This is a genomic window from Aquitalea sp. S1-19 (assembly GCF_024343515.1).
Genome location: NZ_RJTZ01000046.1, coordinates 1 through 24,867, shown reverse-complemented (window position 1 = coordinate 24,867; position 24,867 = coordinate 1). Strand labels below are relative to the sequence as shown.

General features: G+C 56.7%; 22 protein-coding genes. 9 read left to right on the top strand and 13 right to left on the bottom strand.

The window, feature by feature from the left end; genetic code table 11:
• Nucleotides 1–944: tyrosine-type recombinase/integrase (locus EGI20_RS08775; protein ID WP_498631155.1), on the top strand; the 944-nt coding region annotated here is incomplete at its 5' end.
• 204 nt (nt 945–1,148) lie between these two features.
• Here EGI20_RS08775 and EGI20_RS08770 read toward each other — a convergent pair.
• From EGI20_RS08770 to EGI20_RS08750, 5 genes are all read right to left on the bottom strand, one after another.
• On the bottom strand, nt 1,149–2,972 hold the full coding sequence (locus EGI20_RS08770; RefSeq protein ID WP_498631154.1) for a replication endonuclease: 1,824 nt from the start codon (nt 2,970–2,972) through the stop codon (nt 1,149–1,151).
• A gap of 171 nt (nt 2,973–3,143) precedes the next feature.
• On the bottom strand, nt 3,144–3,941 hold the full coding sequence (locus EGI20_RS08765; protein ID WP_498631153.1) for a replication-relaxation family protein: 798 nt from the start codon (nt 3,939–3,941) through the stop codon (nt 3,144–3,146).
• A 1,142-nt stretch (nt 3,942–5,083) separates the two neighbouring features.
• Nucleotides 5,084–5,629, bottom strand: a complete 546-nt coding sequence (locus EGI20_RS08760; protein WP_498631152.1) for a hypothetical protein — start codon at nt 5,627–5,629, stop codon at nt 5,084–5,086.
• A 542-nt stretch (nt 5,630–6,171) separates the two neighbouring features.
• On the bottom strand, nt 6,172–6,399 hold the full coding sequence (locus EGI20_RS08755) for a hypothetical protein (RefSeq protein WP_498631151.1): 228 nt from the start codon (nt 6,397–6,399) through the stop codon (nt 6,172–6,174).
• A gap of 160 nt (nt 6,400–6,559) precedes the next feature.
• Nucleotides 6,560–11,542, bottom strand: a complete 4,983-nt coding sequence (locus EGI20_RS08750) for a DEAD/DEAH box helicase (protein ID WP_498631150.1) — start codon at nt 11,540–11,542, stop codon at nt 6,560–6,562.
• A gap of 113 nt (nt 11,543–11,655) precedes the next feature.
• Here EGI20_RS08750 and EGI20_RS08745 point away from each other — a divergent pair, with 113 nt between their 5' ends.
• Nucleotides 11,656–11,850: a hypothetical protein gene (locus EGI20_RS08745; protein WP_498631149.1), complete on the top strand. Its 195-nt coding sequence runs from the start codon at nt 11,656–11,658 to the stop codon at nt 11,848–11,850.
• Nucleotides 11,851–12,192: 342 nt separating this feature from the next.
• Here EGI20_RS08745 and EGI20_RS08740 read toward each other — a convergent pair whose 3' ends face one another.
• Complete coding sequence (locus EGI20_RS08740) at nt 12,193–12,981, bottom strand: inositol monophosphatase family protein (protein ID WP_498631156.1); 789 nt, start codon at nt 12,979–12,981, stop codon at nt 12,193–12,195.
• A gap of 153 nt (nt 12,982–13,134) precedes the next feature.
• On the opposite strand from EGI20_RS08740, the gene EGI20_RS08735 reads away from it, so the two are divergent.
• Entirely contained in the window at nt 13,135–13,899 is a 765-nt protein-coding gene (locus EGI20_RS08735; RefSeq protein ID WP_498631148.1) for an RNA methyltransferase, read from the top strand.
• Nucleotides 13,877–14,779 carry a DUF1853 family protein gene (locus EGI20_RS08730; RefSeq protein WP_498631147.1) on the top strand — a complete coding sequence of 301 codons (903 nt, stop codon included), beginning with the start codon at nt 13,877–13,879 and terminating at the stop codon, nt 14,777–14,779. The genes EGI20_RS08735 and EGI20_RS08730 overlap by 23 nt, the downstream gene beginning before the upstream one ends.
• Nucleotides 14,780–14,825: 46 nt before the next feature.
• Here EGI20_RS08730 and fnr read toward each other — a convergent pair whose 3' ends face one another.
• Nucleotides 14,826–15,572: a fumarate/nitrate reduction transcriptional regulator Fnr gene (fnr, locus tag EGI20_RS08725; protein WP_498631146.1), complete on the bottom strand. Its 747-nt coding sequence runs from the start codon at nt 15,570–15,572 to the stop codon at nt 14,826–14,828.
• A gap of 112 nt (nt 15,573–15,684) precedes the next feature.
• On the opposite strand from fnr, the gene hemN reads away from it, so the two are divergent.
• On the top strand, nt 15,685–17,091 hold the full coding sequence (gene hemN / locus EGI20_RS08720) for an oxygen-independent coproporphyrinogen III oxidase (RefSeq protein WP_498631145.1): 1,407 nt from the start codon (nt 15,685–15,687) through the stop codon (nt 17,089–17,091).
• Nucleotides 17,092–17,192: 101 nt separating this feature from the next.
• Here hemN and EGI20_RS08715 read toward each other — a convergent pair whose 3' ends face one another.
• Nucleotides 17,193–17,318, bottom strand: coding sequence for a hypothetical protein (locus tag EGI20_RS08715; RefSeq protein WP_498631144.1), 126 nt, complete (start codon nt 17,316–17,318; stop codon nt 17,193–17,195).
• Between EGI20_RS08715 and EGI20_RS08710 the strand changes: the two genes are divergently transcribed.
• Nucleotides 17,317–18,675: a TrpB-like pyridoxal phosphate-dependent enzyme gene (locus EGI20_RS08710; protein ID WP_498631143.1), complete on the top strand. Its 1,359-nt coding sequence runs from the start codon at nt 17,317–17,319 to the stop codon at nt 18,673–18,675. The two genes, EGI20_RS08715 and EGI20_RS08710, sit on opposite strands and share 2 nt — an antisense overlap.
• Before the next feature lie 62 nt (nt 18,676–18,737).
• Here the strand turns inward: EGI20_RS08710 and EGI20_RS08705 are convergent, their stop codons facing one another.
• Nucleotides 18,738–19,670, bottom strand: a complete 933-nt coding sequence (locus tag EGI20_RS08705; RefSeq protein ID WP_498631142.1) for a GGDEF domain-containing protein — start codon at nt 19,668–19,670, stop codon at nt 18,738–18,740.
• A gap of 109 nt (nt 19,671–19,779) precedes the next feature.
• Here EGI20_RS08705 and EGI20_RS08700 point away from each other — a divergent pair, with 109 nt between their 5' ends.
• From EGI20_RS08700 to EGI20_RS08690, 3 genes are all read left to right on the top strand, one after another.
• Entirely contained in the window at nt 19,780–20,439 is a 660-nt protein-coding gene (locus EGI20_RS08700; RefSeq protein ID WP_498631141.1) for a Crp/Fnr family transcriptional regulator, read from the top strand.
• Nucleotides 20,440–20,528: 89 nt separating this feature from the next.
• Nucleotides 20,529–20,891: a YMGG-like glycine zipper-containing protein gene (locus EGI20_RS08695; protein WP_220789260.1), complete on the top strand. Its 363-nt coding sequence runs from the start codon at nt 20,529–20,531 to the stop codon at nt 20,889–20,891.
• Nucleotides 20,892–20,923: 32 nt separating this feature from the next.
• The gene (locus EGI20_RS08690; RefSeq protein ID WP_160794171.1) at nt 20,924–21,256 is read left to right on the top strand and encodes a YmgD family protein; all 333 of its coding nucleotides are present in this window, start codon (nt 20,924–20,926) and stop codon (nt 21,254–21,256) included.
• A 66-nt stretch (nt 21,257–21,322) separates the two neighbouring features.
• On the opposite strand, the gene EGI20_RS08685 is transcribed toward EGI20_RS08690, so the two are convergent.
• The 4 genes from EGI20_RS08685 to EGI20_RS08670 form a co-directional block, all read right to left on the bottom strand.
• Nucleotides 21,323–22,051, bottom strand: coding sequence for a proteasome-type protease (locus EGI20_RS08685; RefSeq protein ID WP_498631140.1), 729 nt, complete (start codon nt 22,049–22,051; stop codon nt 21,323–21,325).
• Nucleotides 22,052–22,078: 27 nt separating this feature from the next.
• The gene (locus tag EGI20_RS08680) at nt 22,079–22,858 is read right to left on the bottom strand and encodes a transglutaminase family protein (RefSeq protein ID WP_498631139.1); all 780 of its coding nucleotides are present in this window, start codon (nt 22,856–22,858) and stop codon (nt 22,079–22,081) included.
• Nucleotides 22,858–23,772, bottom strand: a complete 915-nt coding sequence (locus tag EGI20_RS08675) for an alpha-E domain-containing protein (protein WP_498631138.1) — start codon at nt 23,770–23,772, stop codon at nt 22,858–22,860. The genes EGI20_RS08680 and EGI20_RS08675 overlap by 1 nt, the downstream gene beginning before the upstream one ends.
• Nucleotides 23,773–23,775: 3 nt before the next feature.
• Nucleotides 23,776–24,867, bottom strand: a 1,092-nt coding sequence (locus EGI20_RS08670) for a circularly permuted type 2 ATP-grasp protein (protein ID WP_498631137.1), incomplete at its 5' end; no start/stop codon positions are given.

Below are 24,867 nucleotides of genomic sequence, written 5' to 3'. Positions count from 1 at the left end.
CCAGCAGGCGCGACGCAAATTTTCGCATCAAGATCGGACAAACGAAGACGCTAAGCGACGTCTATACGCTGTACGTGAAAGATAAGCATGCGCTAACGCTTGCAACGCGACAGACGTATGACAAGAACTATCGTGCACTGGCACGCTATCACGAACGCGATATGAGTCTTGTAAGCGCTGTCGAGTGGAAAGACCTGTTGCTTGAAATCAAGCATAAAAGTGGAGAGACCACCGCGCACCAAACGATGATTTTCTTGAGTACTCTTTATAAGTATGCGCGGAACATGGAATACGTAAGCACATCGCCAATTTCCAAGATTTCGGCAACGAATCTCTTTAAAAAGCCGTCGCCGCGCAGGAAAAAGCTATCTATTGAGAATCTGCCAGGTTTTATTGCTCATGCTCAAACACTCCATCCGCTTCTGCGCGATTTTCTGATGATTGCCCTGTTGCAGGGTTGGCGTAAGTCGATCATTGCAAATATGCGGTGGGATCGCGTTGATTTCGCTAATCGTACGTACCACATACAGCCAGAAGACGTCGGTAACAAGAACCACGGTACGTATGACATGCCCATCTGCGACTGGGTTTGGGGCAACATCATTGAGCCGCGCAGCAAGACACGTGCACCAGATGCTGTATGGATTTTGCCGAGCCATAAGCACCAAGGAAAACCCACGTCAAGCCCCGAAGACGCCCTGAAAAAGATTTCGGAGTCTATCGGGGGAGTTGAAGTTTGTTGCCATATCTTGCGTAAAACGTTCGCAACGTTCGCCGATTTTAAGTTAAAAGATATGCGTTTGTTGCAATATCTGATGATGCACAGTGTCGCTATTGAATATAAAGTAACAGATAGTTATATCGTGAGTGACCGAGCGGATAATTTGTACAAGCGAACGCAGTTGAATATTGTTGCTGAATTCATGCTCAACTTGGATAACTAAGTAAAGTTTTCCGAACCTGACATGTGCCCCTGGCCCCGGCCGGGGCGCGTGGCAGCCGGTTTTTGTGCCGTGATCGCGCTGATAGCACTCATTTCTTGCTGAATTTCCGGAATCCACACGCAAAAAATCGCCTGTTCGCGCCGAACAGTCGTGCTAAAACCTCCGCCAAGGCGGATTGCTTGAATTTCGAGCATTGATGGTGCGCTACGCCGGACTCAGCGCCGCAAAGCGGCGTTGCGATAGTACCATCGCGCCGGGTAGTGCCTTTTTCGGTGTGATGATCCAGTCAGTGAACGCCGTGCACACTTTAGCCAGCACTGTCTTCACCGTGCGCCAAACCTTCTTCTCTTTGACTTCACCGGTTTGCTTGTTCACCCGCTTCACCATTACCTGCGCACGCGTGCTTTCCACTAGCGTGATGCCTTTTGCGCGCTCGGTCTTTTCGCCGTAGCTGTTCTCTGCTTGTACGAGAAGTCGCCCCACGGTGTAGCGCGGCTTCTTCTTGTCGCGCTTGCCGCATGCCGCCAAGCCGCCGAGCGCTTGAATGAATGCTTTTGCATCGCCGCGCTGGCCGCTACCACGCTCGATATGCCCCGGTTTATCGCTGCCGCGCGCGAGCGTCCATAGCTTTTTCAGAAATGGGTGAGAGGGAGCATCAGCAAGCCGGCGCAGCTGGTCCCACGCGGTCAAGCACTTCGCAATGCCGAACAACTGCCCGGAGTTGATGCCCCACAACGCGCGATACGCGTCAACGCGCTGTGTTGTTTCGTTCTGCTGCAGACGCTTTTGCTTGTCTTCTTCGATCCATTGTTCAACGCCTTGCACACCTTCGCCCCCATCGACGGTTTTCAGCAGGTACTTCATCGCGTAGCTTGCGCCGCCCGAAATGCTGCGGTCGATGCGTGCAAGCTCGACTTGTGCGCCTTCTTTGACGTGTGTGAGCGCGCGCCCCTTGCCCTCCACCAGATCGGTTCGGCAGTCGAACATGCGGTCGTCATCGCGCTTGATTGCGCGCAACTTCAGCTTGTTCGGGAAATACTTCATCACAGTTGTTAGGATTTCGGCCTCTGCTTCGGGCTTGTACAGCAGCCATATGTGCCAATGGGGACACCCGTCTTTGTGCGGTTCGACCACTCGCAAGCCAGAGATTCCGATGCTGAGATGGTCAAGGTCGCGCTGCGTTGACTGCCAACGCGTTGCGATCGAGCGATGCGCCTCGCGAGGCGACGCGCCATTCCAAGAATTTGTTCCATGGCTGGGATTCGGGTGCCACTCCGGTTCGAGCGTTAGCGTCAACAGGCCTGCAGCTAGGTCGGCTTCTTGAGCAAGTTCATCGACTGCGCGCACGAAGGTGTACAGCTTCGAGAAGCGCATTTTCGCACTGCGCGTAACGTCAGCAATCGTCAGCAGCCTCTTTTCGGCGTCTTCCGGAGATAGATAGCGCGGCAACAGATACGTTTCTTTCATCCACTGTTCTTGCCGGCGTAGTTGCGCGCAGCGGTTTGCGAGTTGTACGTCTGACACGTACGCCTCGTTGCGATTGCCAATAATTTTCAGGCGCAGGAAAAAATGCTCACGCTCTCTAATGATGTGCGTGCGAATAGCTCGACGCCAAAAGCGCGCATCATTGATGCGCGCGCGTTGCGCTTGTTCAGTTTGTCCGGGAATGTCAGCGTTCAGCAGACGACGTGCCCACTCTAGCTTCTGAGCGGCTTTTGGAAGACGCAGCTTGGCAAACCGCGCTGCTAGCAAATTGATATCACCGTCGCTCGCGTCGAGATAGCCCGCAAGCTTGCCGGCGGTTGCCGTGAGACGGGCTTCAAAGTCACGCAGCGTCTGCGTGATCTGCGACAGCTTTGCAGGCTCTTTGCTCGCGACCGAGGTTGGGATGTCAGCGAGGTATTGCCAAGGCCAGACATCAGGCCGGAGTGGTGCAAAGACTTGCGCGATGACTGTACGTTCGTGCGCATAGCGCGCTTGCGTGATGAGAGTGCTGACACCGTTGGTAGAGCGAAGTGCTGTAGTCATAAACGTTGCATTCGTGAGGGAGATGCAACGTGTAGTGACGTGTTTTATACGTAGCGCTGATAAATGCGCCCGAGATAGATTTTTTAATTATATAAGTTTCGAGGTTTCGCGAAAGAGAGAATAAAGAGCACGTCTAGTTGCTAGACGTGCTCTTTTGTACAGAGGTGATCGCTATTGCTGCAGGTATGGCTGCAGCGCGTGATACCAGAGATTCCAGCTGCACTGCTCCGACGAATCGGCATTGAGCGACTTGTCGACTGGCACTCGTACGAGTTGCACACCACTGATCGCTTGCTCTTCGCGTAGTGCACGCTCGCGATACGCGTCCGCAAACGTGCGTAGCATCGCTTGTAGTGCGCTCGTGTTCGTGCCAACGATATGAACTTGTGCGAGATAGTGGTCAGGCGCGAGTTCGGTCAGGTGGGGGGAGGTGAGATTGCGACAGCAGAGCCTTACGACTTTTGCGCGCTCGTTCTTGTTTTTCCAGCTGTTCTCGACTTCGAGCCAGACCAAGCCCATCTCTGTTTCGATTAGTCCATCCGGCACCTTGCCGTCAAATGTGTGCACCGGCGCGCGCAAGCTATGTATCTCGTGCTCAGTCCAGGCCGTGTGACCTTTTATGATCATCTCGATCAGATACCAGTTCGAAGCTGCGCGGTGCACGACATTGCCCAGTGGAAGGCTTGCACCACTACGACTTTTCACTCCGGTCTCGTTTTCAAGGAACCGGGCACCGGCGGCGGATAGTACGTAGCAATAGCCACCAGCAGGAAGCTTGCGTCGTAAAACATTCTTCAGTTCAAGCTGGGCCTTCAGCGCGCGTCGCGCCATTGCCAAGCCCTGACTGGCTTCAGGCCAGACCAGCGCCGCGACCATCCGGGTGGTCAGCCAGCCAAAACGGTGCAAGTAGTGGAGGAATGCAAGCGTGTTGCGCTCGCCAATAATGCGTTTGTCAATTGTCTTTGTCATCTGCGTCGTTCTCGTGTTCTCGCACAAGAAAACCCTTGTGCTGCTAACGACGTATAGAAAGGCAGAAGCAATGCGGGCGATGCCCGCACAAGCCTACCGCTTTGCTCTGCCCGCTGGACGCGGGTCGCAAAGCTGCGTGCTAGGGCACGCCACGGCTTAAAACCCAGCGCCCCCCTAGCCGCTGCGCGGCGGGGCAACCGCCTTGGTCCGCTTCATTCACGCCACAAGCCCTGACGGGCTTTTGCGTTCATTGTGCAGTGTGGCTGGACGCCACAGCCGATGGCCCCAACGCGGTTGCCCCGCCGCTTTGCTCTGGGGGGGGCGGGGTTTCACCCCCACCCGGCTTGGCGCGCTGGGGCGCGCACGCGTCTGGACGACGCTCAAACCGGGCGGCTCCCCCGCACTGCGGCTGCCGGCTGGGGCCGGCGTGGCCGCAGTGGGCTGCGCGCTGAACGCGCTTGCCCCGCCGCTTATGCGGCGGCTCCCGGTACACCGTCGCAATGTATAGCCGGGATTTGTATAAACAATTGGATATTTACAAATTTTTTTCGGAAATCTAAAAAATAGCGCGATGCGTAGCTATACGCGTGGCGGAGGTATTTGGTTGAATGTTAGCTAACGATACTGGCTGTATATAAACCTATACATTCCGTATAGGTCTTTAAAGTTTTTGTGTCAAAAAAGCAACGACTTTTATCATTTTAAACAAAAAATGCACGATTGCTTTGCAAGCTTAACTCCAAAATCGGATATTAGTTCTTGTCACTAGTGTTATACGAAACGAACGAGAGGACCGGCGGGATGACCATGGCATGTAAACAACAGCGCAGATTGAAATGGCCCAGTCCGATGAAGCGGTCTAGCAATCGCTCGGCAGTCGTTTTGTCGCGTGACCGCGTGCTCAGGCTTTATCAGCAGGAGTCGGGGATCCTGCGCAGCAAGGCTGGAGAGCTGGTTCGGCGGGCTTTTGAGAGCCTGGCGTGCAGAGAGGGCTGGGATGGCGTGTATTGGACAGATAATGGGTCTGCGATTCTGCTGAAACAGTTTTAACATTAATCGAGATAAATGATTAAAGCCTCTGCGGCGTTGCTGCAGGGGCTTTTTTCTAGGATTGCTCCTGTGAGCGCTACCAAAATGGCTGCTTAGTAGAAGGTTTCGAGCTGGTTGTTGCGTCGGTTCAACAAATGCGAGAGAAATATTGCGCGCACTTTTGTCCAATGTTCCCAGTCAGGGCATAGGTCGCCCGTGGAGTTTCGTGCTGCATTAAATAGTGTCTTCTTGCGATCAGATAGCGATCCATCTATTGGATTCGTATCATTTTGTACAAATGAAGTTGCCTTGCCGATCAACTCCGATTCTGGTACCGGCTCAAGTACGCCTGGTTCTTCAATTTTGAATCTGCTGATATTGGTCATTGTCCAAATGGAATTGCTTGATTCACCTTCATGCATCTTGTGCAAAAGACAGTCGTAGATGATGAAATCTGCGTGATAGAAATAGTCATCATCACAACAGTAATTCCTCACGGTCACAAAGCTCAGTGCACTCGTGGACATACTCAAGAAATCAGATTTCCCATGACGTACACCTTCTTCGGCAGGGGTCGGATCGTTTGAGACAAAGACTAGACCGCAGTCCTCAATGGGGGACAGCACAATTTTGTTAATTTCAATTTTTTGAGAGTGCATACATGCTCCTTGTTTTGTGAGTTGGGCTTGTTTATCGGCTGCCTGTTTGCTGGCCGTGGAGACATGAAAACAAATTTCACTATATAAATCAATGGCATAAAAATTTATACGCCTAATTTTTAGGCGAATGTATATGTATTTATACGTTCCTATGTGATTTCCATATTGATTTATCGGAAATATGGAACAACTTTACGTAAAGTTGATTTTCTAAGTAATATAAATCCAAATAATTTTCATTATTTGGATTTTTGTTGCCATTTTGTTATTTAAGAAAAAACTTGATAAATTGTGCTTGCGATTATTATTGCGGGGGTTGACGTAGGTTATTCGCTGATGTGTGCTGATACGTGCGAGAGGCTGAGAGGCTATATTTACTGTGGCGTGGATGCAGTAGTAAATTTATTTAGTATATGTATATCGCTAATTTTTTATATACTGATGTGCTTTGTTGCGCAACTCCATCACGCTGACCATGTCCGGTTGCATCTTCAAGTCATTTTGCGCAACAAAGACGCTGAGCAGCGGCGTTGTGTGGCGCTTTATATCTTTCTCAACACTGATCTGACCGCTTCAAGTTGCTCAAATGTGACACCGAGCCGTTCGGCAACTATTCGTCTGTTTTCTGCGTCTAGATCAAAGCATATGAATCGCAATGATTCGAAGCGATCGAAATTTTTGCCTTCATGTTCTTTGTCTCTTGCCCACCTTTCAAGCTCAGGTTGCGTCTCAATGATTGCTGATAATGCTGTTTGTAGTAGCCAGTCCATACATCTCTCCAAATTCTGTTGATGAGAACTGTATAGTGCATCGATTTTAAACGTAATGAAGTATGTGCGTTAATAGGCACATCATGAAGTGGTGCTGAGAGTGCGGAGAAGAGGGCCGACTGTTTTTAGTCGGCCCCTGTTTGAGGGCAGTTATGGAAGCTCAAATGTCCAGCTTGGGCAGCGCCTTGACGATCTTCATCGTCTCTAGGCTGACCGTGATCACGCGCAAGAACAGCTCCAATGGGTAACGCGGGTTGTTCATGGTTTCGGTGGCCCAGTCGTTGGCGTCGTTGACAATGCCGCTGGCCTTGTCGGTCTTGACGCACTGGCGCTCCACCACCCAATCCAGTGCCGGCTTTCCGTTGACCACATACTCGTAGGCTTCCAGCGGAATGCCGGTCACGGTGATGTGGGCGTTGTAGATCAGCGTGGACAGGTCCTTGTCCTTGCCACGTTTGCCGTACTTCATTTTCTCGACTCGGTAGTCGCTGGCGATGAGCGCCTTGCCGCCGGTGTCGACCTTGGCGCCGGCGTACATCGGTACGCTTTCATAGTTCAGGTGCAGTTCGGCCAGGTCGCGCCCGGCCTGACTGAAGGCCCAGAAATCAGCGGCGGTTTTCACGCACGGGATGCGCGGCAGTTCCTTACTCAGGTTGTCGGCAAAGCGCGCGCGGTAATCGGGCGCGTGCAGCAGGCCGTAGACGTAGTAGAACAAGTCTTCCTTGCTGATGACTTCGCCAGGATAGGCAGCGGCGAAGTGGGACAAACCTGCGTCGGTGATGGCATCGCGGCGGGTATAGCCTGGCTCAACGGGGGCGGCCGGAGCGCTGAACAGGTCGGCTTCTTGCCCATCGGCTGGTTCGGCAGCATCGTACAGGTAGAGCGGGAAGCATTGGCTGCCGTCAATATCGACCATGTGCAAGCTGGGAACGGCGTCGCAAATTAACGTACTGAAACCCACTTTCTCTCCCTTTCCCGAGACACAGATCACGCGGTTAGGTGATTGGGAATTAGAGAAGATGCGCGGCATTTGGCCAACACGGTGATTCAAGTGGTCATCGTAGTAAGCCCACTGCTTCATAAATGGGCGATAAACACTGGTTACAAGCTTTTCTTGGCTAAATCTCAATCTAAACCCTGATACCAAATCCTGTTTCAGACTACTAGTCCAGCTAATTTTTGAAGGATCACTATCGATAAAGTCATCGACCTTCACCATCCGATTTTTTTTGTCCAAGTCGACGTAGGCCGCATTGAAACGCAGCATTTCATCGTTGTAAGTATCTATCGTCCGACTGATATTGGCTGCAATAGACGCGCGCCCACTATTGAAACACCACGCATCTCGGCCTGTTTCCAATCCCCGCGAGTAGTTTTCAAACAGCGCCGCCTCGTCGCTCTTTTTTGCTCCCATCAGGATAAATTCCGCCGCACTGTCGTCGCGCTGCTTCAGCCAGTCGCCATGCGCGTCCGGGCTGATGGCCTGCCAGCCCTGCTGTGCGCTAATACCGGCCACGCTGCCAAAGCCGCTGATGATGGCCAGCTTGTCGTCGCGGTTAAGGTAGTCACCAATATCGTGAAAGTGAATCTGGCCGTGAGCTTGTGCGTGCGGGTTTTTCACCAGCAGTGAGATGGCAATGGCCGCCGAGCTACCCATGCCAAAAATTTGGCCGCCTTCTCTTTTAGCGCGATCTCCCGATGTCTTTTGTCCGCGCAAGCCACGCAGATGAAAAATGTAAAGGCTAGAAAATTCATCTACCAAAGATTTGCGAAGACCATCAGAAGAGCGGGAGTCCAAAAAGCCCGCGTTGGTGACAAAGCCGATCACGCCGCTATCGCCCAAGCGGTCGGATGCCCAACGGATAGCACGGATATAACTGTCGTACAGTGCGTTCTTGTTGGTGGCCGTAGAGCGTTCGGCGTAGCTGTCGCGGATGCGGGCATCCAGATGCGGGTAGGCCACGTTCTGGTTGTTGTCGTTAGCGCTGTCCTGCCCGGCCGAGTAGGGCGGGTTGCCGATGATGACGCGGATATCCAGTGCTTTCTGCCGTTTACGCCGCGCGCTGTTCTGAACCAGTACCTGGTCAACCAGATCCTCTTTTTCATACATTTGGAAAGTATCGGTCAGGCAGATGCCTTCGAACGGCACGTAATCGCCACCGACGATGCTGTGATACACCGCCTCGATATTGATGGCGGCGATGTAGTAGGCCAGCAACACGATCTCGTTGGCGTGGATCTGGCCACGGTATTTCTTCTGTAACTGCTCTTTGCTGATCAGCCCGCTTTGCAGCAGGCGGGTGATAAAGGTGCCGGTGCCGGTAAACGGGTCGATGATGTGCACACCATCGCTACCCAGGTTCTGGCCGAATTCGGTTTGCAGGATGTGATCCACACTGTGGATGATGAAGTCCACCACCTCGACCGGGGTGTAGACAATGCCCAGACGTTCGGTCATGCGCGGGAAGGCATTACGGAAGAATTTGTCGTACAACTCGACGATGATCTTTTGCTTGCCCTCGACGGCGTCGATGCCTTCGGCACGCAGTTTCACGCTGGCGTAGAACTTCTCCAGCGTGTCGGCTTCTTTATCCAGCCTATGAGCCTGCAGCTTATCCAGTACGTTTTGCATCGCGCCCGACATCGGGTTGTGGCTGGCAAAGCTGTAGTCGTTGAATAGCGCATCAAACACCGGCTTGGTGATCAGGTGCTGTGCCAGCATCTCGATCACTTCTTCTTCGCTAATGCTGTCGTTCAGGTCGTCGCGCAGCTCGGCCACCAGCCCCTGAAAAGCCACCTGTTCGTCGATATTGCTACCGCGACAGACAGACCCATCGCGCAGATGACTTCCATCGCGACGAACGATTTCGGTAATGCGGGTGATGTGGGTGCGGGCAATCTTGGCAATGTCGCCTGCCCAATCTTCCCAGTGGTTGCGGTTGCCGCACTTTTTCACCACCTTGGCGAAGATGGCACGTTCGATCTCACCGATATCAAACACCAACTCGGCCTGCTCCGGCTTGTCGTCCTGCTTTTTGCCGGATGGCGAGCCGATGCTGTAACCGGCCTTGGCATCTTGGACAACCGCCGCATCGCCCTTCACCGGCTTGGCTTTTTTCACCACTTTATCGGTGACGGCGATGACTTCCATTTTGCTCTTGTCGCTGCCGATCAGGTCCAGCTTGTTGATCATGGCGTCGAAGCGGTCGTCGTGTGAGCGCAACGCCTGCAAGACCTGCCACACCACCTTGTAGGTCTTGTTGTCGTTTAACGCCTGATCCGGCTCGACGCCCGCTGGAATCACCACCGGCAGAATCACGTAGCCACGCTGCTTGCCTGCGGCCAGGCGCATCACGCGTCCTACCGACTGCACCACATCCACTTGCGAATTACGCGGGGTGAGAAACAGCACCGCATCCAGTGCCGGTACGTCGACACCTTCGGACAGGCAACGCACATTACTGAGGATACGGCAGGTATTGTCCGGTACATCAGACTTGAGCCAGCCTAGTTTGGCCTCTTTTTCGCCTGCATTCATGCCGCCATCGACATGGTCAGCCTCGCACGCCAGCGTGGCACAGCCATCCTCCGGATTGCTACGCTTGTACTCCTCGACCACGGCCGAGAACATGGATGCAATCTTCTTCGAGCTGATCTTGTGGGTCTTGGCGTTGCTTTGATATTCGATCACCTGGCAGAAGGCCACCGCACGGCGCATCGGGTCGCTGTCATCAGTCAGATCTTCATGCGTATCTTGTTTGGCCAGTGCCTTCCAGCAACCGACGATCTTGGCCGCATCTTCGACCTTGATCTGGTTGTCGTCATCTCTAAGCAGGTTTTGCAAGCTGCGGCTGACATGGGCTTCGTCCATCGCCAGCACGATCACCTTGTAATCGACCAAGAGGCCGGCCTTGACCGCCTCGCTGAAGGTGATGGTAAACAGCTCTTTGCCGAACAACTCTTCATCATCCATGGAACACAGTTCCACATCGCCTTTGTCGGCGGAAGCCTTGGCGCTGTCCCCGTAGATGCGTGGTGTGGCGGTCATGTACAGGCGCTTGCTGGAACGGATATAGTCCGCGTCGTGCACCCGGACAAACGCGCTTTCCTCTTCGCCATCGAAGGTCGCGCCGGTGGTGCGGTGAGCTTCATCACAGATAATCAGATCGAAGTCGGCCAAGCTGTGTGCTTGCTGTGCCTGGCTGATCACGTCGATCGAGTGGTAGGTGCTGAACACCACGCTCATATGCGTGTCGTCGTGGCGCTTGCCCATTTCCAGCGCAAGGCGAGACGGCTCAGTGGTGGCGGGGTAGCGTAGTTCGTGGGCGAAGGTCTGTACCGCATCGTCGTCCTTCTTGCGCTTCTTGCCCACATCGCTGTCTGAACACACCGCGAAGCTATGCAAGGGCGTTTCGCTCTCTTGCGTCCACTCGGTCAACGTCTGCGATAACAGCGACAGACTGGGCACCAGGAACAGCACCCGCTTGCCGGCACCGGCTAAAGTCTCGGCAATCTTGAGGCTGGTAAAGGTCTTGCCGGTGCCGCAGGCCATAATCAGCTTGCCGCGATCCGCACTGGCCAGACCTATCTCGGTGCACTTGAGTGCACGCTGCTGATGGTCACGCAGCTGTTTCTTGGGCTTGATCACTGGTGCAGAATGGGCGTGATACTGGCTCCAGTCGATCTGGCTGTCCTCCAGCGCCTGCAGGTCGATTTTGTTGACCGGCGGTTGCTGGTTCAGTAATGCGTCTTCGGCGTTGTCGCCCCAATGATTAGTCGTGGTAACGATAATGCGGCGGGTAAACGGCTTCTTGCCCGAGGCGGTAAAGAAACTGTCGATATCGGATTTCTGAACCTTGTAATCTTCAGCGTAGAATTTGCACTGGATGGCGTGGATCTCGTCAGTGCCGGCGGTCTTGGCCACCAGATCAATCCCCGTATCCTTCTTAGGCAACCCTTGCAACGCAGCCCAGTCGGCGTAGGTCCACACCTCGCTGTACAGGTCACGGTAGGTCGGCTCGTTGCGCAGGTAGCAGACGAACAACTCTTCGAAGTAAGTGCCTTTTTCGCGTTCGGAAACGGCAGCCTCACGGAAAGATCTAAGTAGGTTTTGAAGCGGGGTAGCAGAAGCAGGTAGGGTCATAAGGCACGCAGACAGGTAAATTTGAAGTTCTATCTGCGCAGCTTAACAAATTACCGCCGTTCACCCAATCTGCGGTTATGTGAAATGAATTTATCTTCAGTGAGGAGTGTGACGTGCCTACACTTTCTATGCGACTGAGACTGCTCTTCTACCTGATCGGCGTCTCGCCATTCGTGCTGACTGCTTGCTGGCTATTCTGGCCTCACTGGCAAGAGATTGCCGTTGGCAGTCTGTTTCTGGGGTGTACATTTACGCTGGGGGTGGTGGTGGTCGACGCTCTCTGGCGATTGCTGGGATGGAAGAGGTGAGGCTGTGATTTTTATGTTTTGCGTTTAAAAAGCACGATCAATTTGATGTTTATGTATGAATAATATATCGGATATATCAGATTTTTCAGAAATTTCAGGACAAAATCAGGACAAAAGTGTTTAAAACCGTAACCACAAACAGTGCTGCAGTCCTTGCCAGGCAAGTGATTTAGACTTTATTGGTGTGTAGACTTGGATATTGCTGCATCATCGGGGTGTGGGCTGCGCTCATGCTGGTCTTCTGGGCTAGGGGTGACAAAGACGACAACGCCCCGACTGGCGGGGCGTTGGGCGTGCTGATTTTACGTCAAGCCGGCAATACCGTCATCCGGCATGCGCGCTTCAGGCTACATGCGGTGCGATGATGTGCAGAAGCTGCGCCAAGACCTTAGGGCTGGCGGCAACGATGTCGCCGCTTTCCAGCCAGGTCTGCTCGCCCTTCATATCGGTCACGATGCCGCCGGCTTCCTGTACGATCAGGCTGCCTGCCGCGATGTCCCACGGCTTGAGGTTGAATTCGAAGAAGCCGTCCATGCGGCCGCAAGCCACATTACACAGGTCAAGCGAGGCTGCGCCTTCACGACGGGCACCGGCACTCTTGGCGATGACATCTTTCAGAATGGCAAGGTAGGTGTCGATCATGCTCTGGTCCACGACCGGGAAACCGGTGGCGATCAGGCATTCGTTCATCTGAATGCGCTTGGAGACGCGGATGCGGCGCTCGTTGAGGAAGGCGCCTACGCCGCGGCTGGCAGTGTAAAGGTCGTTGCGGCTAGGGTCGTAAACAACGGCCTCGATGACCTGACCCTTGTGGGCCAGCGCGATGGAAATGGCGTATTGCGAGTGGCCGTGCAGAAAGTTGGTGGTGCCGTCGATCGGGTCGATGATCCACTCGTATTCGGAGGCGCCCATGCCTTTGGCACCGGACTCTTCTGCTAGAATGGCGTGCGACGGATAAGCCTCGAGAATGACGTCGATAATGGCCTGCTCGGCGGCACGATCCACGTCGGTCACGAAGTCGTTTGCACTCTTTTTCTCGACGCGGATGATGTCGATATTGTGCGATGCGCGCTGAATCACGCTACCTGCACGGCGGGCAGCTTTTACCGCGATATTTAGCATCGGATGCATTTGCATGGACGGCCTCTACAATCTGGACGCAACAGGCACGCGGCTCACCAACGCGCGCCGTGCCTGCCACTAACAATTTCGGTTAAGGAACAAAAAACCCCGACGCATTGCGCGGGGTTTCATAATGGCCGGCATTCTACTCGTAAACAGCTGATGAATAAACCCCAAGTCCCTGATTTTTTGAAGAACATTCGGGTCGTTCTGACCCGTACCAGCCACCCGGGCAATATCGGCTCGGCCGCACGCGCCATGAAAACCATGGGCCTGACCCGGCTCTATCTGGTTGAACCCAAAGTCTTTCCCAGCCCCGAGGCGGATACGCTGGCTTCCGGTGCCGTCGATGTACTGGAGCAGGCCACCGTGGTTGCATCTCTGGCCGAGGCGCTGAGCGGTGTGACCGTAGCCTGTGCATTGACCAGCCGTCGGCGCGAACTGACGACGCCTTTGGCGGTGCCGCGCGAGGCGACGCCGGAACTGGTGGCGCGTGCGCAGGCCGGCGAGCAGGTCGCGCTGGTGTTCGGTAATGAAACCTTCGGTCTGTCGATAGGCGAAGTCGAGCAGTGCAACCGGCTGGTGACCATTGCCGGCAACCCGGATTATTTCTCGCTGAATCTGGCCATGGCGGTGCAGGTGATGTGTTACGAGCTGTTCAGTCACAGCGGTTTCGAGATGGACTATCTCAAACCCGCAGGCGAGCCGGCGACACTGGACGAGGTGGAAGGTTTGTGCGGCCATCTGGCGCAGGCGATGGACGATATCGGCTACTTCCGCCGCCGCAATAGCGAGCGCTTGATGCGGCGCATGCGCACCCTGTTTGGCCGTGCCGGCCTTGAGCGCGATGAAATCGATATCCTGCGCGGTTTTTGCAAGCAGATCGAGCGGGTGGCGGCCGAGCATGGCAAGATCGAACGCAGCTAGTTCCTTGCACCTGCCTTACGCGCATCCGGAAGTGCGCGATCTGGCTTTTTTGCTGTGTGCACCGCCTCCGGTGCATTTCGGCCCGCCTTGCCCGCGTGCCCGCCTGCTGGGGGCAGAGGGTCTGGCCTGTCTGGCTGAGCTGGATAGGGATCCTGCAGCCTTACTCTCTTGTCTGGCGGCGAGTCCGCGTTTGCGTCTGGGGCATTATGCCGAGCAGCTTTTGTTGTTCTGGTTTCACTTGCGGCCGCATATCGAGGTGGTCGCGCATGGCCTGGCCTTGCGTGATCAGGCGGGGCTGACGCTGGGTGAGTTTGATTTTTTGTTGCGTGTGAACGGCGAACCCTGGCATCTGGAGACTGCCAGCAAGTTCTATTTGCAAGCGCCGCAGGCGGGGAGCGTATTGATAGGGCCGGGGCTGAATGATGCCTGGCCGCTCAAAGCGCATAAACTCACGCAGCAACTGGCGTTGTCGGATCATGCTTGTGCACAGGGGCTGTTGCCTGCCGATTTTTCCGCTTGCCGGCGCGAACTGTTGCTGGCGGGCTGGTTTTTCTATCCGCCAGATTTTGTGCCGCTGGATGCGGGGCTGACGCGGGGCTGGTGTGCGCCGCTGGATGAAGCCTGGCCGCGCACGCATGCCGCTACGCGCTGGGTGCATCTGGCGCGCGAGCGCTGGCTGGCTCCTGCACAGGTACAGGAAGAAGATACGCAGGATGAGGCCGGATTGCGCCAGCACTTGCAAATGGTAGCGTCACCGCAACTGCTGGCCGAGCTTAAGCAGGACAGCGACGGGGTCTGGGGCGAAGTGGCGCGCGGTTTTGTGATGCCGGCTTCCTGGCCGGATGCCGCGCGACTGGACGCATTACTGGCGCGGGTATGAGCTGGGGGGCGGTGATGGCTTGCCTTTAATCAGGCAAAGCCATCACTTAATGGCTTTGCGCGTGGATGCAGCCCGAGATCAGGTTCTTCAGCTCATCGGTCTGGTATAGCTGGATATGCTTGTGGTCGACCTTGATCCAGCCTTGCTGCTGGAATTTGGACAAGGTACGGCTGACCGTCTCCAGCTTAAGACCGAGGAAGCTGCCGATTTCTTCGCGACTCATGCGCAGGATAAAGTCGTTGGCGGCAAAGCCACGGGTAGCCAGACGCGAGGAGACATTCAGCAAGAATGCCGCCAGACGTTCGTCGGCTTTCATATTGCCCAGTAACAGCATAATGCTCTGGTCGCGTACGATCTCGCGGCTCATCAGGCGATAGAAATGATGCTGCAGGCTGGGACTGTCGCGGCTCAGGCTTTGCATGCGGGTAAATGGCAGCTCGCAAACTTCGCTGTCTTCCAGCGCTATCGCGTCACAGCCGTGGACATTGGCCGAAATGCCATCCATACCCAAGAGCTCCCCCGACATGTGAAAGCCGGTGACTTGTTCACGACCATCCTGGCTGGACATGCAGGTCTTGAAAAAGCCGGTACGTATGGCAAACAGCGATTTGAATGCTTCACCGCTGCGGAACATGTACTCGCCGCGCTTGAGGCGCCGGCTTTGACGGATCACGGCATCCAGCTGGGCAAGCTCGTCGCGGTTCAGCCCGACAGGTAGGCACAGTTCACGCAACGTGCAGTTAGAGCAGGAAACCTTGAGGGCGTGCAGATGACTGTTGTTCTGTTCTGGCATACGTAAGATTCAATGCTCTTTCAGGAGAAGCTTGACGCTTGTCAAAGCGGGGTAGACATAGCTGTGCGAATTTACCACTCTGCCAATAGATTGACCACCGGTATCGGACATTATGAGCGCCGCCCAAATTTTTTCGCCATCCCGTTTCGAGTTCGACCGCAAGCTAATAGAACAACTTGACGGCTCCGGCCCCAGATATACCTCCTACCCGACGGCGGATCGTTTTGGTCCGGCTTTTGGCGAAGCGGATTATCTGCGCGTGTTGAGTCAGCGCCGCATCGGTGCCAACCGCAAAGCCATATCATTATACGTGCATATTCCGTTTTGTAACACCGTTTGCTACTACTGCGGCTGTAACAAGATCATTACCAAGGATAAAGCGCGCGCCGATCTCTATCTCGATTACCTGGAAAAGGAAATCAAGCTGGTCACTGCCGCCATGGGCGGTCGCGAGCAACTGGTGCAGCTGCACTTCGGTGGCGGCACGCCGACCTTTTTGTCGGATGCGCAGCTGGAGCGGCTGATGGGCATGCTCAAGGCGCATTTCGACTTCAAGCCTGAAGGCGAGTATTCGATCGAGATCGATCCGCGCAAGGTCGGGCGCGAGACGGTCTTCAAACTGGCGGCGCTGGGCTTTAACCGTATGAGCGTCGGTATTCAGGATTTCGACCCTGCCGTGCAGCAGGCGGTGAACCGCGTGCAAAGCGAGGAAGAAACGCTGGCGGTGATTGCGGCGGCGCGCGAAGCCGGCTTCAAATCGGTGAGCGTGGATCTGATCTACGGCCTGCCGCTACAAACGCCGGCCTCGGTGGCGGCGACTTTGGCCAAGGTGATTGCTATTTCGCCGGATCGGGTGGCGCTTTATAACTATGCGCATCTGCCGACCGTGTTTATGCCGCAGCGCCGTATCAATGAAGCCGAGCTGCCCTCGGCTGCGGCCAAGCTGGATATCCTGCAAAGCTCGGTCAAACAACTGGCTGATGCCGGCTATGTGTTTATTGGCATGGACCACTTTGCCAAGCCTGAGGATGACTTGTCGCGCGCTCTGGCCGAAGGGCGTTTGCAGCGCAATTTCCAGGGCTATTCCACTCACGCCGATTGCGACATGATAGGCCTTGGCGTGTCCTCTATCGGCAAGGTGAGGGCCAGCTTTGTGCAGAGCGAGAAGGATATCGAGCAGTATTACGCAGCACTGGACGGCGGGCATTTGCCGGTGATGCGCGGCTATATGCTGGACAGCGATGATATCCTGCGCCGTGCCATTATCCAGGCGCTGATGTGCCGCTTCTCGCTGTCGGTGTCGGCGATAGAAGAGGTTTACGGCATTAATTTCCGTGAGTATTTTGCCGCCGAACTGCCGCAGCTGGAGACTTTGCAGCAGTTGGGACTGCTGAGTTTCGATGGCGATTTCATTATGGTCGAGCCGCGCGGACGTTTCCTGATCCGCAATATCGCCATGGTGTTCGACCGCCATTTGCGCGAGCGCAAGACGCAGGCGCGTTACTCCAAGACCATCTGACGGGTGTCATGCCTGATGTCTGCCGCCGGCTTTTGAGTCCGGCGGTTTTTTTTGTCCAGCCTTTGAGCAAGACGCTGGCGGCTTGCACTGAAAGTTGAATGTCATGTAGTCTGGTTTGGTGCTTTTACCGGATTTTTCCCATGACTTGCTGCCTTTTCCATCTGCCGGGCTTTGCCCATGATGTGATTTGCCTGCACCGCTTTTAGACTGACGAGGATACCGCCCATGCTACAGACCAAGTTCCTGCTTCCCGATAACGAGATTCCGACCCACTGGTACAACGTGGTGGCCGATATGCCAAGGCCACCCGAGCCGGTGCTGGGCCCAGATGGCCAGCCGCTCACCCCTGACGCGCTGTCTGCGATTTTTCCGCAGGCATTGATCGAACAGGAGGTCAGCCGTGAGCGCTGGATCGAAATTCCGCAAGAAGTCCGCGAGCTGTACCGTCTGTGGCGTCCGACCGCCTTGGTGCGCGCGCGCCGGTTGGAAGAGGCATTGGGTACGCCGGCCAAGATATTTTTCAAGTACGAGGGCGCAAGTCCGGCCGGGTCGCACAAGCTGAACTCGGCCATCCCGCAGGCGTATTACAACAAGCAAGAGGGCATTACCCGGCTGACCACCGAAACCGGCGCCGGGCAATGGGGGAGCTCCTTGTCGCTGGCCGGCGAGATGTTTGGTATTGATGTCCGTATCTATATGGTCAATGTCAGCTACCAGCAAAAGCCGTTCCGCCGCTCGATGATGCAGACCTGGGGCGGCGAGGTGCTGGCCAGCCCGAGCAGCCTGACCACGGCCGGCCGCGCAGCATTGGCCGAGAATCCTGACAATCCCGGCTCCTTGGGGCTGGCGATTGCCGAGGCGGTCGAAGAGGCAGCCAGCCGCCCGGATACGCACTATGCGCTGGGTTCGGCCTTGAACCATGTCTTGCTGCACCAGACCGTGATCGGGCTGGAGGCGCGCAAGCAGTTCGAACTGGCCGGCACCTGGCCCGACATGATTTTTGCGCCTTGCGGGGGCGGCTCCAACTTTGGCGGCGTGGCTTTCCCGTTCTTTGCCGACAATGCGGCAGGGCGCAAGCAGGTTCGTCTGGTGGCGGTGGAGCCCAGCTCTTGCCCCAGCCTGACCCGTGGCCATTATGCTTATGATTTTGGCGATTCGGTCGGCCTGACGCCGCTGATGAAGCAGTACACGTTGGGGCATGACTTTATGCCGCCATCCATCCATGCCGGGGGCTTGCGTTATCATGGCGCCAGCAGTCTGGTGTCCCAGCTTTTCCATGAGGGGCTGATCGAGGCTGTTTCCGTGCCGCAGCTGGCGACCTTTGAGGCGGGCGTTGCTTTTGCCCGCGCCGAGGGACTTATTCCGGCTCCCGAGTCTTGCCATGCCATCCGCGCCTGTATCGATGAGGCTTTGCGCTGCAAGGAAAGCGGCGAAGAGAAAACGCTGTTCTTCAATCTGTCAGGCCATGGCCACTTCGATATGGCAAGTTACGACAAGTATTTGAGCGGTGCGCTCGAGGACTACGAGTATCCGCAGGAGGCGATTGCTGCGGCCCTGGCCCGTTTGCCACAGATTACGGCCTGATCTGCGTCTGCCATGGAAAACGGCCGGTTTGACCGGCCGTTTGCTTTTGTTTCCGCCAGAACTCAGGGCTGGCGTGCCAGTGTATTGATGCCTTGGGCACGGGAGCGTGTCAGGGCAAGATCAAGGCGGGAGAGCAGGTGTTTGTGTGAGCTTTCGCCCTTGCGTAAGGATGACAAGCCGACACAGGCGGCGGCCGAGCGGTTTTCACCGGCGACCTGAAATTGTTGGTGGCTCAGGCTGGCGATCAGACGCCGTGCGGCGCGGGTCGCACCTTGCATCTGGGTATAGGGCAAAACCAGCAGCAGACAGCCATCTTCGCGCCGGGCAATCAGGTCGCAGTCACGGGCGCTTTGCATGCACAAGCTGCCGGTCATGCGGCGTATATAGCCTGCGGTATCGCTATCCAGCTCATGATTGAAGCTGGGTATGCCTTCAATGGAAATCAGCAGCGCAGACAGTGAATGGCCGTAACGGTTGGCGCGGCCGACTTCATGGGCCAGCCCGGACAAAAGTGCCGGCATGCCAAGTACGCCACTGAGGTAATCATCGGCATCGGTGATGCGCGGCTCATGCTTGAGCTCCTTGGCTAGCTTGAGCACGCGTTCGCAGACCTGCCGTTCGCTTTCCAGCAGGCGGCCCATCATCAGGGTTTCACTGCGGTCGGAAAAGCTGATGGCCAGAACCGGACGCAGAAAATCGACTTCCCGTAATGATAATTGGGCGCTGAACTGATGGCCGCCTTTGGCCTTGAGGACCAGTTCTTCGTTGTACAGCATGCCTTGCTGCGCGAGACGGGCCATTAAGCTTGCTTCATCGCCCGGATCGGCCAGATGGCCGAAAAACGGCTGACCGATGAGGTCAGCACGCGGGATACCCAGTAAGATGGCGGCTAGCTGGTTGGCGGCAAATATTTTGCCATCAGCCGGCGTTACCAGCACCAGAGCGCCCTGTACAGTATCGATCAGGGCTTGAAATGCGCGTTCGTCTGCCAGCATGCTTAATTCCTCCTGTCATTTTGGTAGTCTAGACTGTGCAGTAATGTTTGCAGGAGAAGTAACGGGTATGTTGATGGACTGTAGTGTTGAAGGGACAAGCGGAATCCCTATGGAGATATCGTTGCTGTTTCCGCTTTTTGCTCAGTGGCCCGCCGAAGAGCGCCGGGCCTTGCTGTCACAAGGGCGTGCGGTGGCGTTTGCTGCAGGCAGCGACATTATTTCCATACAGCAAACCGTACATGAGGTGTTGTTTGTCACTCACGGGCTGATGACGGCTTATACGCCGGGCAAACGTGCGGGCCGCCCCTTCTGCTACGGTTATATTGTGCCCGGCGACATTATCGGTTTGCATGCCTTGTTCGAGCCGCGACCTTTCGGCGTGGCGGTACAGGCGCTACGCGACACGCGTGGTTTTAGCCTGCCGCTGGATGTTTTGGTGCAGGCGCTGGATGCCAAGCCACAGGCCTGGCGCTCGATTGCCGAATTGATGACTCATGCCGTGCACCATTTGCTGAATTTTGTTTCCATGCTGTCCGAACCGGATGGCTATAGCCGGCTCAAGCGGGTGCTGGAAGCGCTGGAGCAGCATGCGCAAGCGCACCCGGCTGCGCCGGGTTTGCATTTGACCCAGCGTGAACTGGGGGAGCGTATAGGACTGAGCCGGGAGATGGTCAACCGCATGCTCAAGGCGCTGCGTACCGGCGGTTATATCCAGCTGAATGAAGAGGGCGGGATCGTCATTGCCAAGCCCTTGCCCGAACGCTTTTAAGTCGTGATGTGTGCTTTCGCACAGGGCATTGTTAAATAAGCAATGGCTGTTTTAGAATGCGCACCAATGAATTTCGGAGGGTTTGCGACATGAGTAAGGCTTTTATTCGCACCATCGTGCTGGCTGCGACCGTGGCCGCACTGGCCGTTCCTGCTTCTGCTCACGCTTATAAGCGCAGTGATCGTACCAAGAATGCAGCCATCCTTGGTGCCGGTGTCGGTCTGCTGAGCGGCAACGGCATCAAGGGTGCCATTGGTGGTGCCGTGATTGGCGGCGGTGTTGGTGCACTGACCGAAAATGGCCGCAAGGGCCGCAAGGCTGTCAAGGGTGCCAAAAAAGGCGCGGTACTGGGCGCAGGCTTGGGCTTGCTGTCGGGTAATGGTATTGACGGCGCGATCAAGGGCGCGGTTGTCGGTGGGGCCGGTGGCGCCATTCTTGGCCGTTACAACTGATCACACACTGAATATTTAGGATGGATGACAAGATGAAAAAACTGGCTATTATCGCTGCCTTGCTGACCAGCTCCGCTGCCTGGGCTGCGGCTCCTGCACCTGCAGCTCCTGGCGGTCTTTCCGCTGACTACATGATCACCTGCTCCGAAGCCAATGAAGAAGCCAAGACCGATGCCGGTTTTGTCTCCGCTCTGGTCGCCAGCATGGGGAACGCCAGCGTGGAAGCGCGCAATCTGAAAATCACCCCGTCCAAGGATCTGGATGCCAAGGTGGTCAAGGCGATGGGCGCGGTCTGCAAGAAAGACCCGGACGGCTTGCTGCTCAATGCCGTCGACAGCGCCATGCGCTCGGTGGCCTCCAAGTAAGCTTGCCTTGCTTCGTCATACCTGCCAAGCCCGCATCTGCGGGCTTTTTGCTTGTTGGTGCCTTGCCTATAGCGGCCAGTCCGGTGCGGGCAAGGTGGAAAAGACTTCGCGTAGTCCTTTGCTCCAGGCCTGACGCAAGACGCTGAAGTATGGATCTTTTTCAGCTAGCCTGACCGGCGCTAGCGGCGCCGCGTCATCGGGGCGTAGCCAGACCAGATCAATCGGTGCGCCGACCGACAGGTTAGAGCGCATGGTCGAGTCAAGCGAGATCAGCGCGCACTGGATGGCCTGCGCCAGTGGCGTGTCGTAGTCCAGTACGCGGTCGAGTATGGGTTTACCGTATTTGGCCTCACCGATCTGGAAGTAGGGTGTATCGCGGCTGGCTTCGATGAAATTGCCTTGCGGGTAGATATGGAACAGGCGCATGGCTTCGCCCTCAACCTGGCCGCCGAGCAGGAAGTGACTGGAAAAGTCGATGGACGAAGCCGGGTCGGCATCGCGTGCGACCACCTCGCGCAAGGTCGCGCCGACCATGGCGGCCGCATCATACAGTGATGCAACCTGCAGCAGGTTGCGTGCCGGCTCGTGATGGCGGCAGGACAACTCCAGCAGGCTGGCCACACTCTGGCTGGTGGCGAGGTTGCCGGACGAGAGCAGCACCATGCGCGCCTGCCCCGGTTTTTCAAATACCCGCATCTTGCGAAAAGTCGCGACATGGTCGACGCCGGCATTGGTGCGGGTGTCGGATGCGAATACCAGGCCTTGGGCCAGGCGGATTGCAACGCAATAAGTCATGTAAGCCTTTGTCTGTGTCGTGCCAGCTCAGCTCTCGATGAGCTGGACGTCGGCGCGGGTAGTGTGGACTTCCTGTCCGCCGCCCAGGCGCACGCCGCGTACCGGGCATGCATCCAGATAATCCAGCCCACAAGCGAGTTTGAGGTGGTGTGCGTCGGGTGCGCGGGCGTTGCTGACATCGAAGCCATGCCAGGCATGGTCCAGCCAGACTTCGGCCCAGGCATGGCTGGCGGCATGTTCTTCGTTTTCGTTCAGCAGATAGCCGCTGACATAGCGCGCCGGCAGGCCGAGGATGCGGCAGGCGGTGATAAAAACCTGGGTATGGTCCTGACACACACCGGCACCCAGTGCCAGCGCCTGATCTGCCGCTGTATGCACCTGGGTCGCACCCGGCGTGTAGGGCATGGCCTCGAGCACCTTGCGCCCCAGTTGCTCGAGCAAGCTGCCCTTGCCTGCGCTGGCATGCGCCAGCTCGGTAATGGCGACGCTGGCGGTGGTCAGCGCCGTATGGCGCAGGAAGACCCGTATATCCAGCATGCCGGGCAGGACGCAGGGGGTACGCTCTTGCGTCTCGACTTCTCCGCTGGCCAGCAGCCGGATGGTGTCGTGTGTGCCTTCCAGCATCATCAGGTGGTAGCGGTTGCCGTAGCCGTCGATGCCCGAGGTGGCGGCAGCGGGCAAATCCAGCTGCCAGTGGCGCACCGTCTGGTATGGGTCATCTGCGGGCGTCAGGCGTAGCAGCTGTGCGCTACGCAGGGCCGGCTCGGCATAGTGGTAATGCGTTACATGGCGGATGGACAGTCTCATTACGCGGCCTCCAGATAGGCCTGTTGTACCAGCGCCCCCAGACGGGTGATATCGGCGAGCATCTTGTCCAGATAGTCGTGCAGCCCGGTCTCGAACACTTCGTCAACGCTGGTGTAGGCCTGTGCCGCCCGCAGTTCGGCTGCCAGGCGTTTGGCGGCGCGGCCGTTGTCGCCCTCGATGCGCGAGAGCCACTTGTAAGTCTCGTCAAAGCAGGCTCTGAGGCTGCGCGGCATATCGGGCCTGAGCAGCAGCAGTTCGGCCACGCGCCGGCCCGACGGCGCATCGCGATAGAGGGCATGGTAGGCCTCGAAGGCGCCGACCGCACGCAGCAGGGCGCTCCAGGCGTAGTAGTCCGCGCTGTCGCTATCGCCTAACAGCTGGCTCTTCACATCTAAGAGGCGGGCGGTATTGTCGGCGCGCTCGATAAAAGTGCCCAAGCGGATAAAGGAGAAGGCATCGGTGCGCTGGCAGGTGCCGTGGGTTGCGCCGCGGAACAGGTGGGAGCGCTCTTTGACCCAGTCGAAAAAAGTCTGGTAGCCGCAGCCGGCGGCGGCCAGTTCGCGCGCTTCCAGCCAGGTACTGTTGATCGACATCCACATCTCGGCGGTGATCTTGCCACGTACTGCATGCGCGTTGTCGCGGGCGCTTTTGAAGCACGACACGATGGAGGATGGATTGCCCAAGTCATAGCTCATAAAGGCCAGGACATCGGAGGCGGAAATCTGCCCATGACGGGCCTGATACGCTTCCAAGGTGCCGGTGAGTGCCAAGGGCGCGGAAATATCGGTGCCGGCGCGCGAGGCGGGTAGCAGCGAGACTGCAAGGCTGACGTCGAGTAGCCGCGCCAGGTTTTCGGCGCGTTCCATCTGGCGTGCCATCCAGAACAATTGATCGGCAGTGCGCGATAGCATCATGGTTCAGTCCTCCAGTACCCAGGTGTCTTTGGTGCCGCCGCCTTGCGACGAATTCACCACCAGCGAGCCTTCTTTGAGCGCAACGCGGGTCAGCCCGCCGGCCACCATGGTGGTTTCGCGTCTGCTTGACAGCACGAAGGGGCGCAAGTCGATATGGCGCGGTGCGATGCCCGAGTCGACAAAGGTCGGGCACGACGACAGGCATAGCGTAGGCTGCGCGATATAGTTGGCCGGTGTAGCCAGCAGGCGCGCGCGGAAGTCTTCGATCTCGGCACGGCTGGCGGCCGGGCCGACCAGCATGCCGTAGCCGCCGGCACCGTGTACTTCCTTGACTACCAGCTTGTCCAGATTGGCCAGCACATGGTCCAGCTCGCTCGGGTTGCGGCACTGGAAGGTTTCGACATTGTGCAAAATGGGTTCTTCGCCCAGATAGAAGCGGATCATCTCCGGCACATAGGGGTAGATGGACTTGTCGTCGGCCACGCCGGTGCCGATGGCATTGGTCAGCACCACATTACCCTGACGATAGGCATGCATCAGGCCGGGCACGCCCAGCATCGAGTCCGGGCGGAACGCCAGCGGGTCGAGGAAGGCATCGTCGATGCGGCGGTAGATTACATCGATACGCTTGTGGCCGGCGGTGGTGCGCATATAGACGTGGTCGTCGCGCACGAACAGGTCGCGTCCTTCGACCAGCTCGACCCCCATCTGCTGGGCGAGGAAGGCATGTTCGAAGTAGGCGCTGTTGTGCTGCCCCGGGGTGAGGACCACCACGGTCGGGTTTTCCTGGCGGCTGGCTTGGCGCAGGGTGGCCAGCAGCAGGGTCGGGTAGTGGTCGACCGGTGCGATGGCGTGGCGCGCGAACAGTTCGGGAAACAGCCGCATCATCATCTTGCGGTTTTCCAGCATGTACGACACGCCGGACGGCACCCTGAGGTTGTCTTCCAGTACGTAGTAGCTGCCGTCGGCGTGGCGGATCAGATCGACGCCGGTGATATGCGCCCAGATCCCGTCCGGCAGGGAAATGCCCTGCATCAAGGGCTGGTACTGCGCATTGGCGAACACCTGTTCGGCCGGAATGCGTCCGGCCTTTAT

What these genes read in the sequence shown, in the direction of transcription:
- EGI20_RS08750 (WP_498631150.1), bottom strand. Translation starts at nt 11,542, where the DNA reads ATGACCCTACCTGCTTCTGCTACCCCGCTTCAAAACCTACTTAGATCT.
- EGI20_RS08740 (WP_498631156.1), bottom strand. Translation starts at nt 12,981, where the DNA reads ATGCATCCGATGCTAAATATCGCGGTAAAAGCTGCCCGCCGTGCAGGT.
- EGI20_RS08765 (WP_498631153.1), bottom strand. Translation starts at nt 3,941, where the DNA reads ATGACAAAGACAATTGACAAACGCATTATTGGCGAGCGCAACACGCTT.
- EGI20_RS08755 (WP_498631151.1), bottom strand. Translation starts at nt 6,399, where the DNA reads ATGGACTGGCTACTACAAACAGCATTATCAGCAATCATTGAGACGCAA.
- EGI20_RS08730 (WP_498631147.1), top strand. Translation starts at nt 13,877, where the DNA reads ATGGCAAGATCGAACGCAGCTAGTTCCTTGCACCTGCCTTACGCGCAT.
- EGI20_RS08700 (WP_498631141.1), top strand. Translation starts at nt 19,780, where the DNA reads ATGGAGATATCGTTGCTGTTTCCGCTTTTTGCTCAGTGGCCCGCCGAA.
- EGI20_RS08770 (WP_498631154.1), bottom strand. Translation starts at nt 2,972, where the DNA reads ATGACTACAGCACTTCGCTCTACCAACGGTGTCAGCACTCTCATCACG.
- EGI20_RS08705 (WP_498631142.1), bottom strand. Translation starts at nt 19,670, where the DNA reads ATGCTGGCAGACGAACGCGCATTTCAAGCCCTGATCGATACTGTACAG.
- fnr (WP_498631146.1), bottom strand. Translation starts at nt 15,572, where the DNA reads ATGCCAGAACAGAACAACAGTCATCTGCACGCCCTCAAGGTTTCCTGC.
- EGI20_RS08760 (WP_498631152.1), bottom strand. Translation starts at nt 5,629, where the DNA reads ATGCACTCTCAAAAAATTGAAATTAACAAAATTGTGCTGTCCCCCATT.
- hemN (WP_498631145.1), top strand. Translation starts at nt 15,685, where the DNA reads ATGAGCGCCGCCCAAATTTTTTCGCCATCCCGTTTCGAGTTCGACCGC.
- EGI20_RS08680 (WP_498631139.1), bottom strand. Translation starts at nt 22,858, where the DNA reads ATGAGACTGTCCATCCGCCATGTAACGCATTACCACTATGCCGAGCCG.
- EGI20_RS08695 (WP_220789260.1), top strand. Translation starts at nt 20,529, where the DNA reads ATGAGTAAGGCTTTTATTCGCACCATCGTGCTGGCTGCGACCGTGGCC.
- EGI20_RS08710 (WP_498631143.1), top strand. Translation starts at nt 17,317, where the DNA reads ATGCTACAGACCAAGTTCCTGCTTCCCGATAACGAGATTCCGACCCAC.
- EGI20_RS08735 (WP_498631148.1), top strand. Translation starts at nt 13,135, where the DNA reads ATGAATAAACCCCAAGTCCCTGATTTTTTGAAGAACATTCGGGTCGTT.
- EGI20_RS08675 (WP_498631138.1), bottom strand. Translation starts at nt 23,772, where the DNA reads ATGATGCTATCGCGCACTGCCGATCAATTGTTCTGGATGGCACGCCAG.
- EGI20_RS08715 (WP_498631144.1), bottom strand. Translation starts at nt 17,318, where the DNA reads ATGGGCGGTATCCTCGTCAGTCTAAAAGCGGTGCAGGCAAATCACATC.
- EGI20_RS08690 (WP_160794171.1), top strand. Translation starts at nt 20,924, where the DNA reads ATGAAAAAACTGGCTATTATCGCTGCCTTGCTGACCAGCTCCGCTGCC.
- EGI20_RS08685 (WP_498631140.1), bottom strand. Translation starts at nt 22,051, where the DNA reads ATGACTTATTGCGTTGCAATCCGCCTGGCCCAAGGCCTGGTATTCGCA.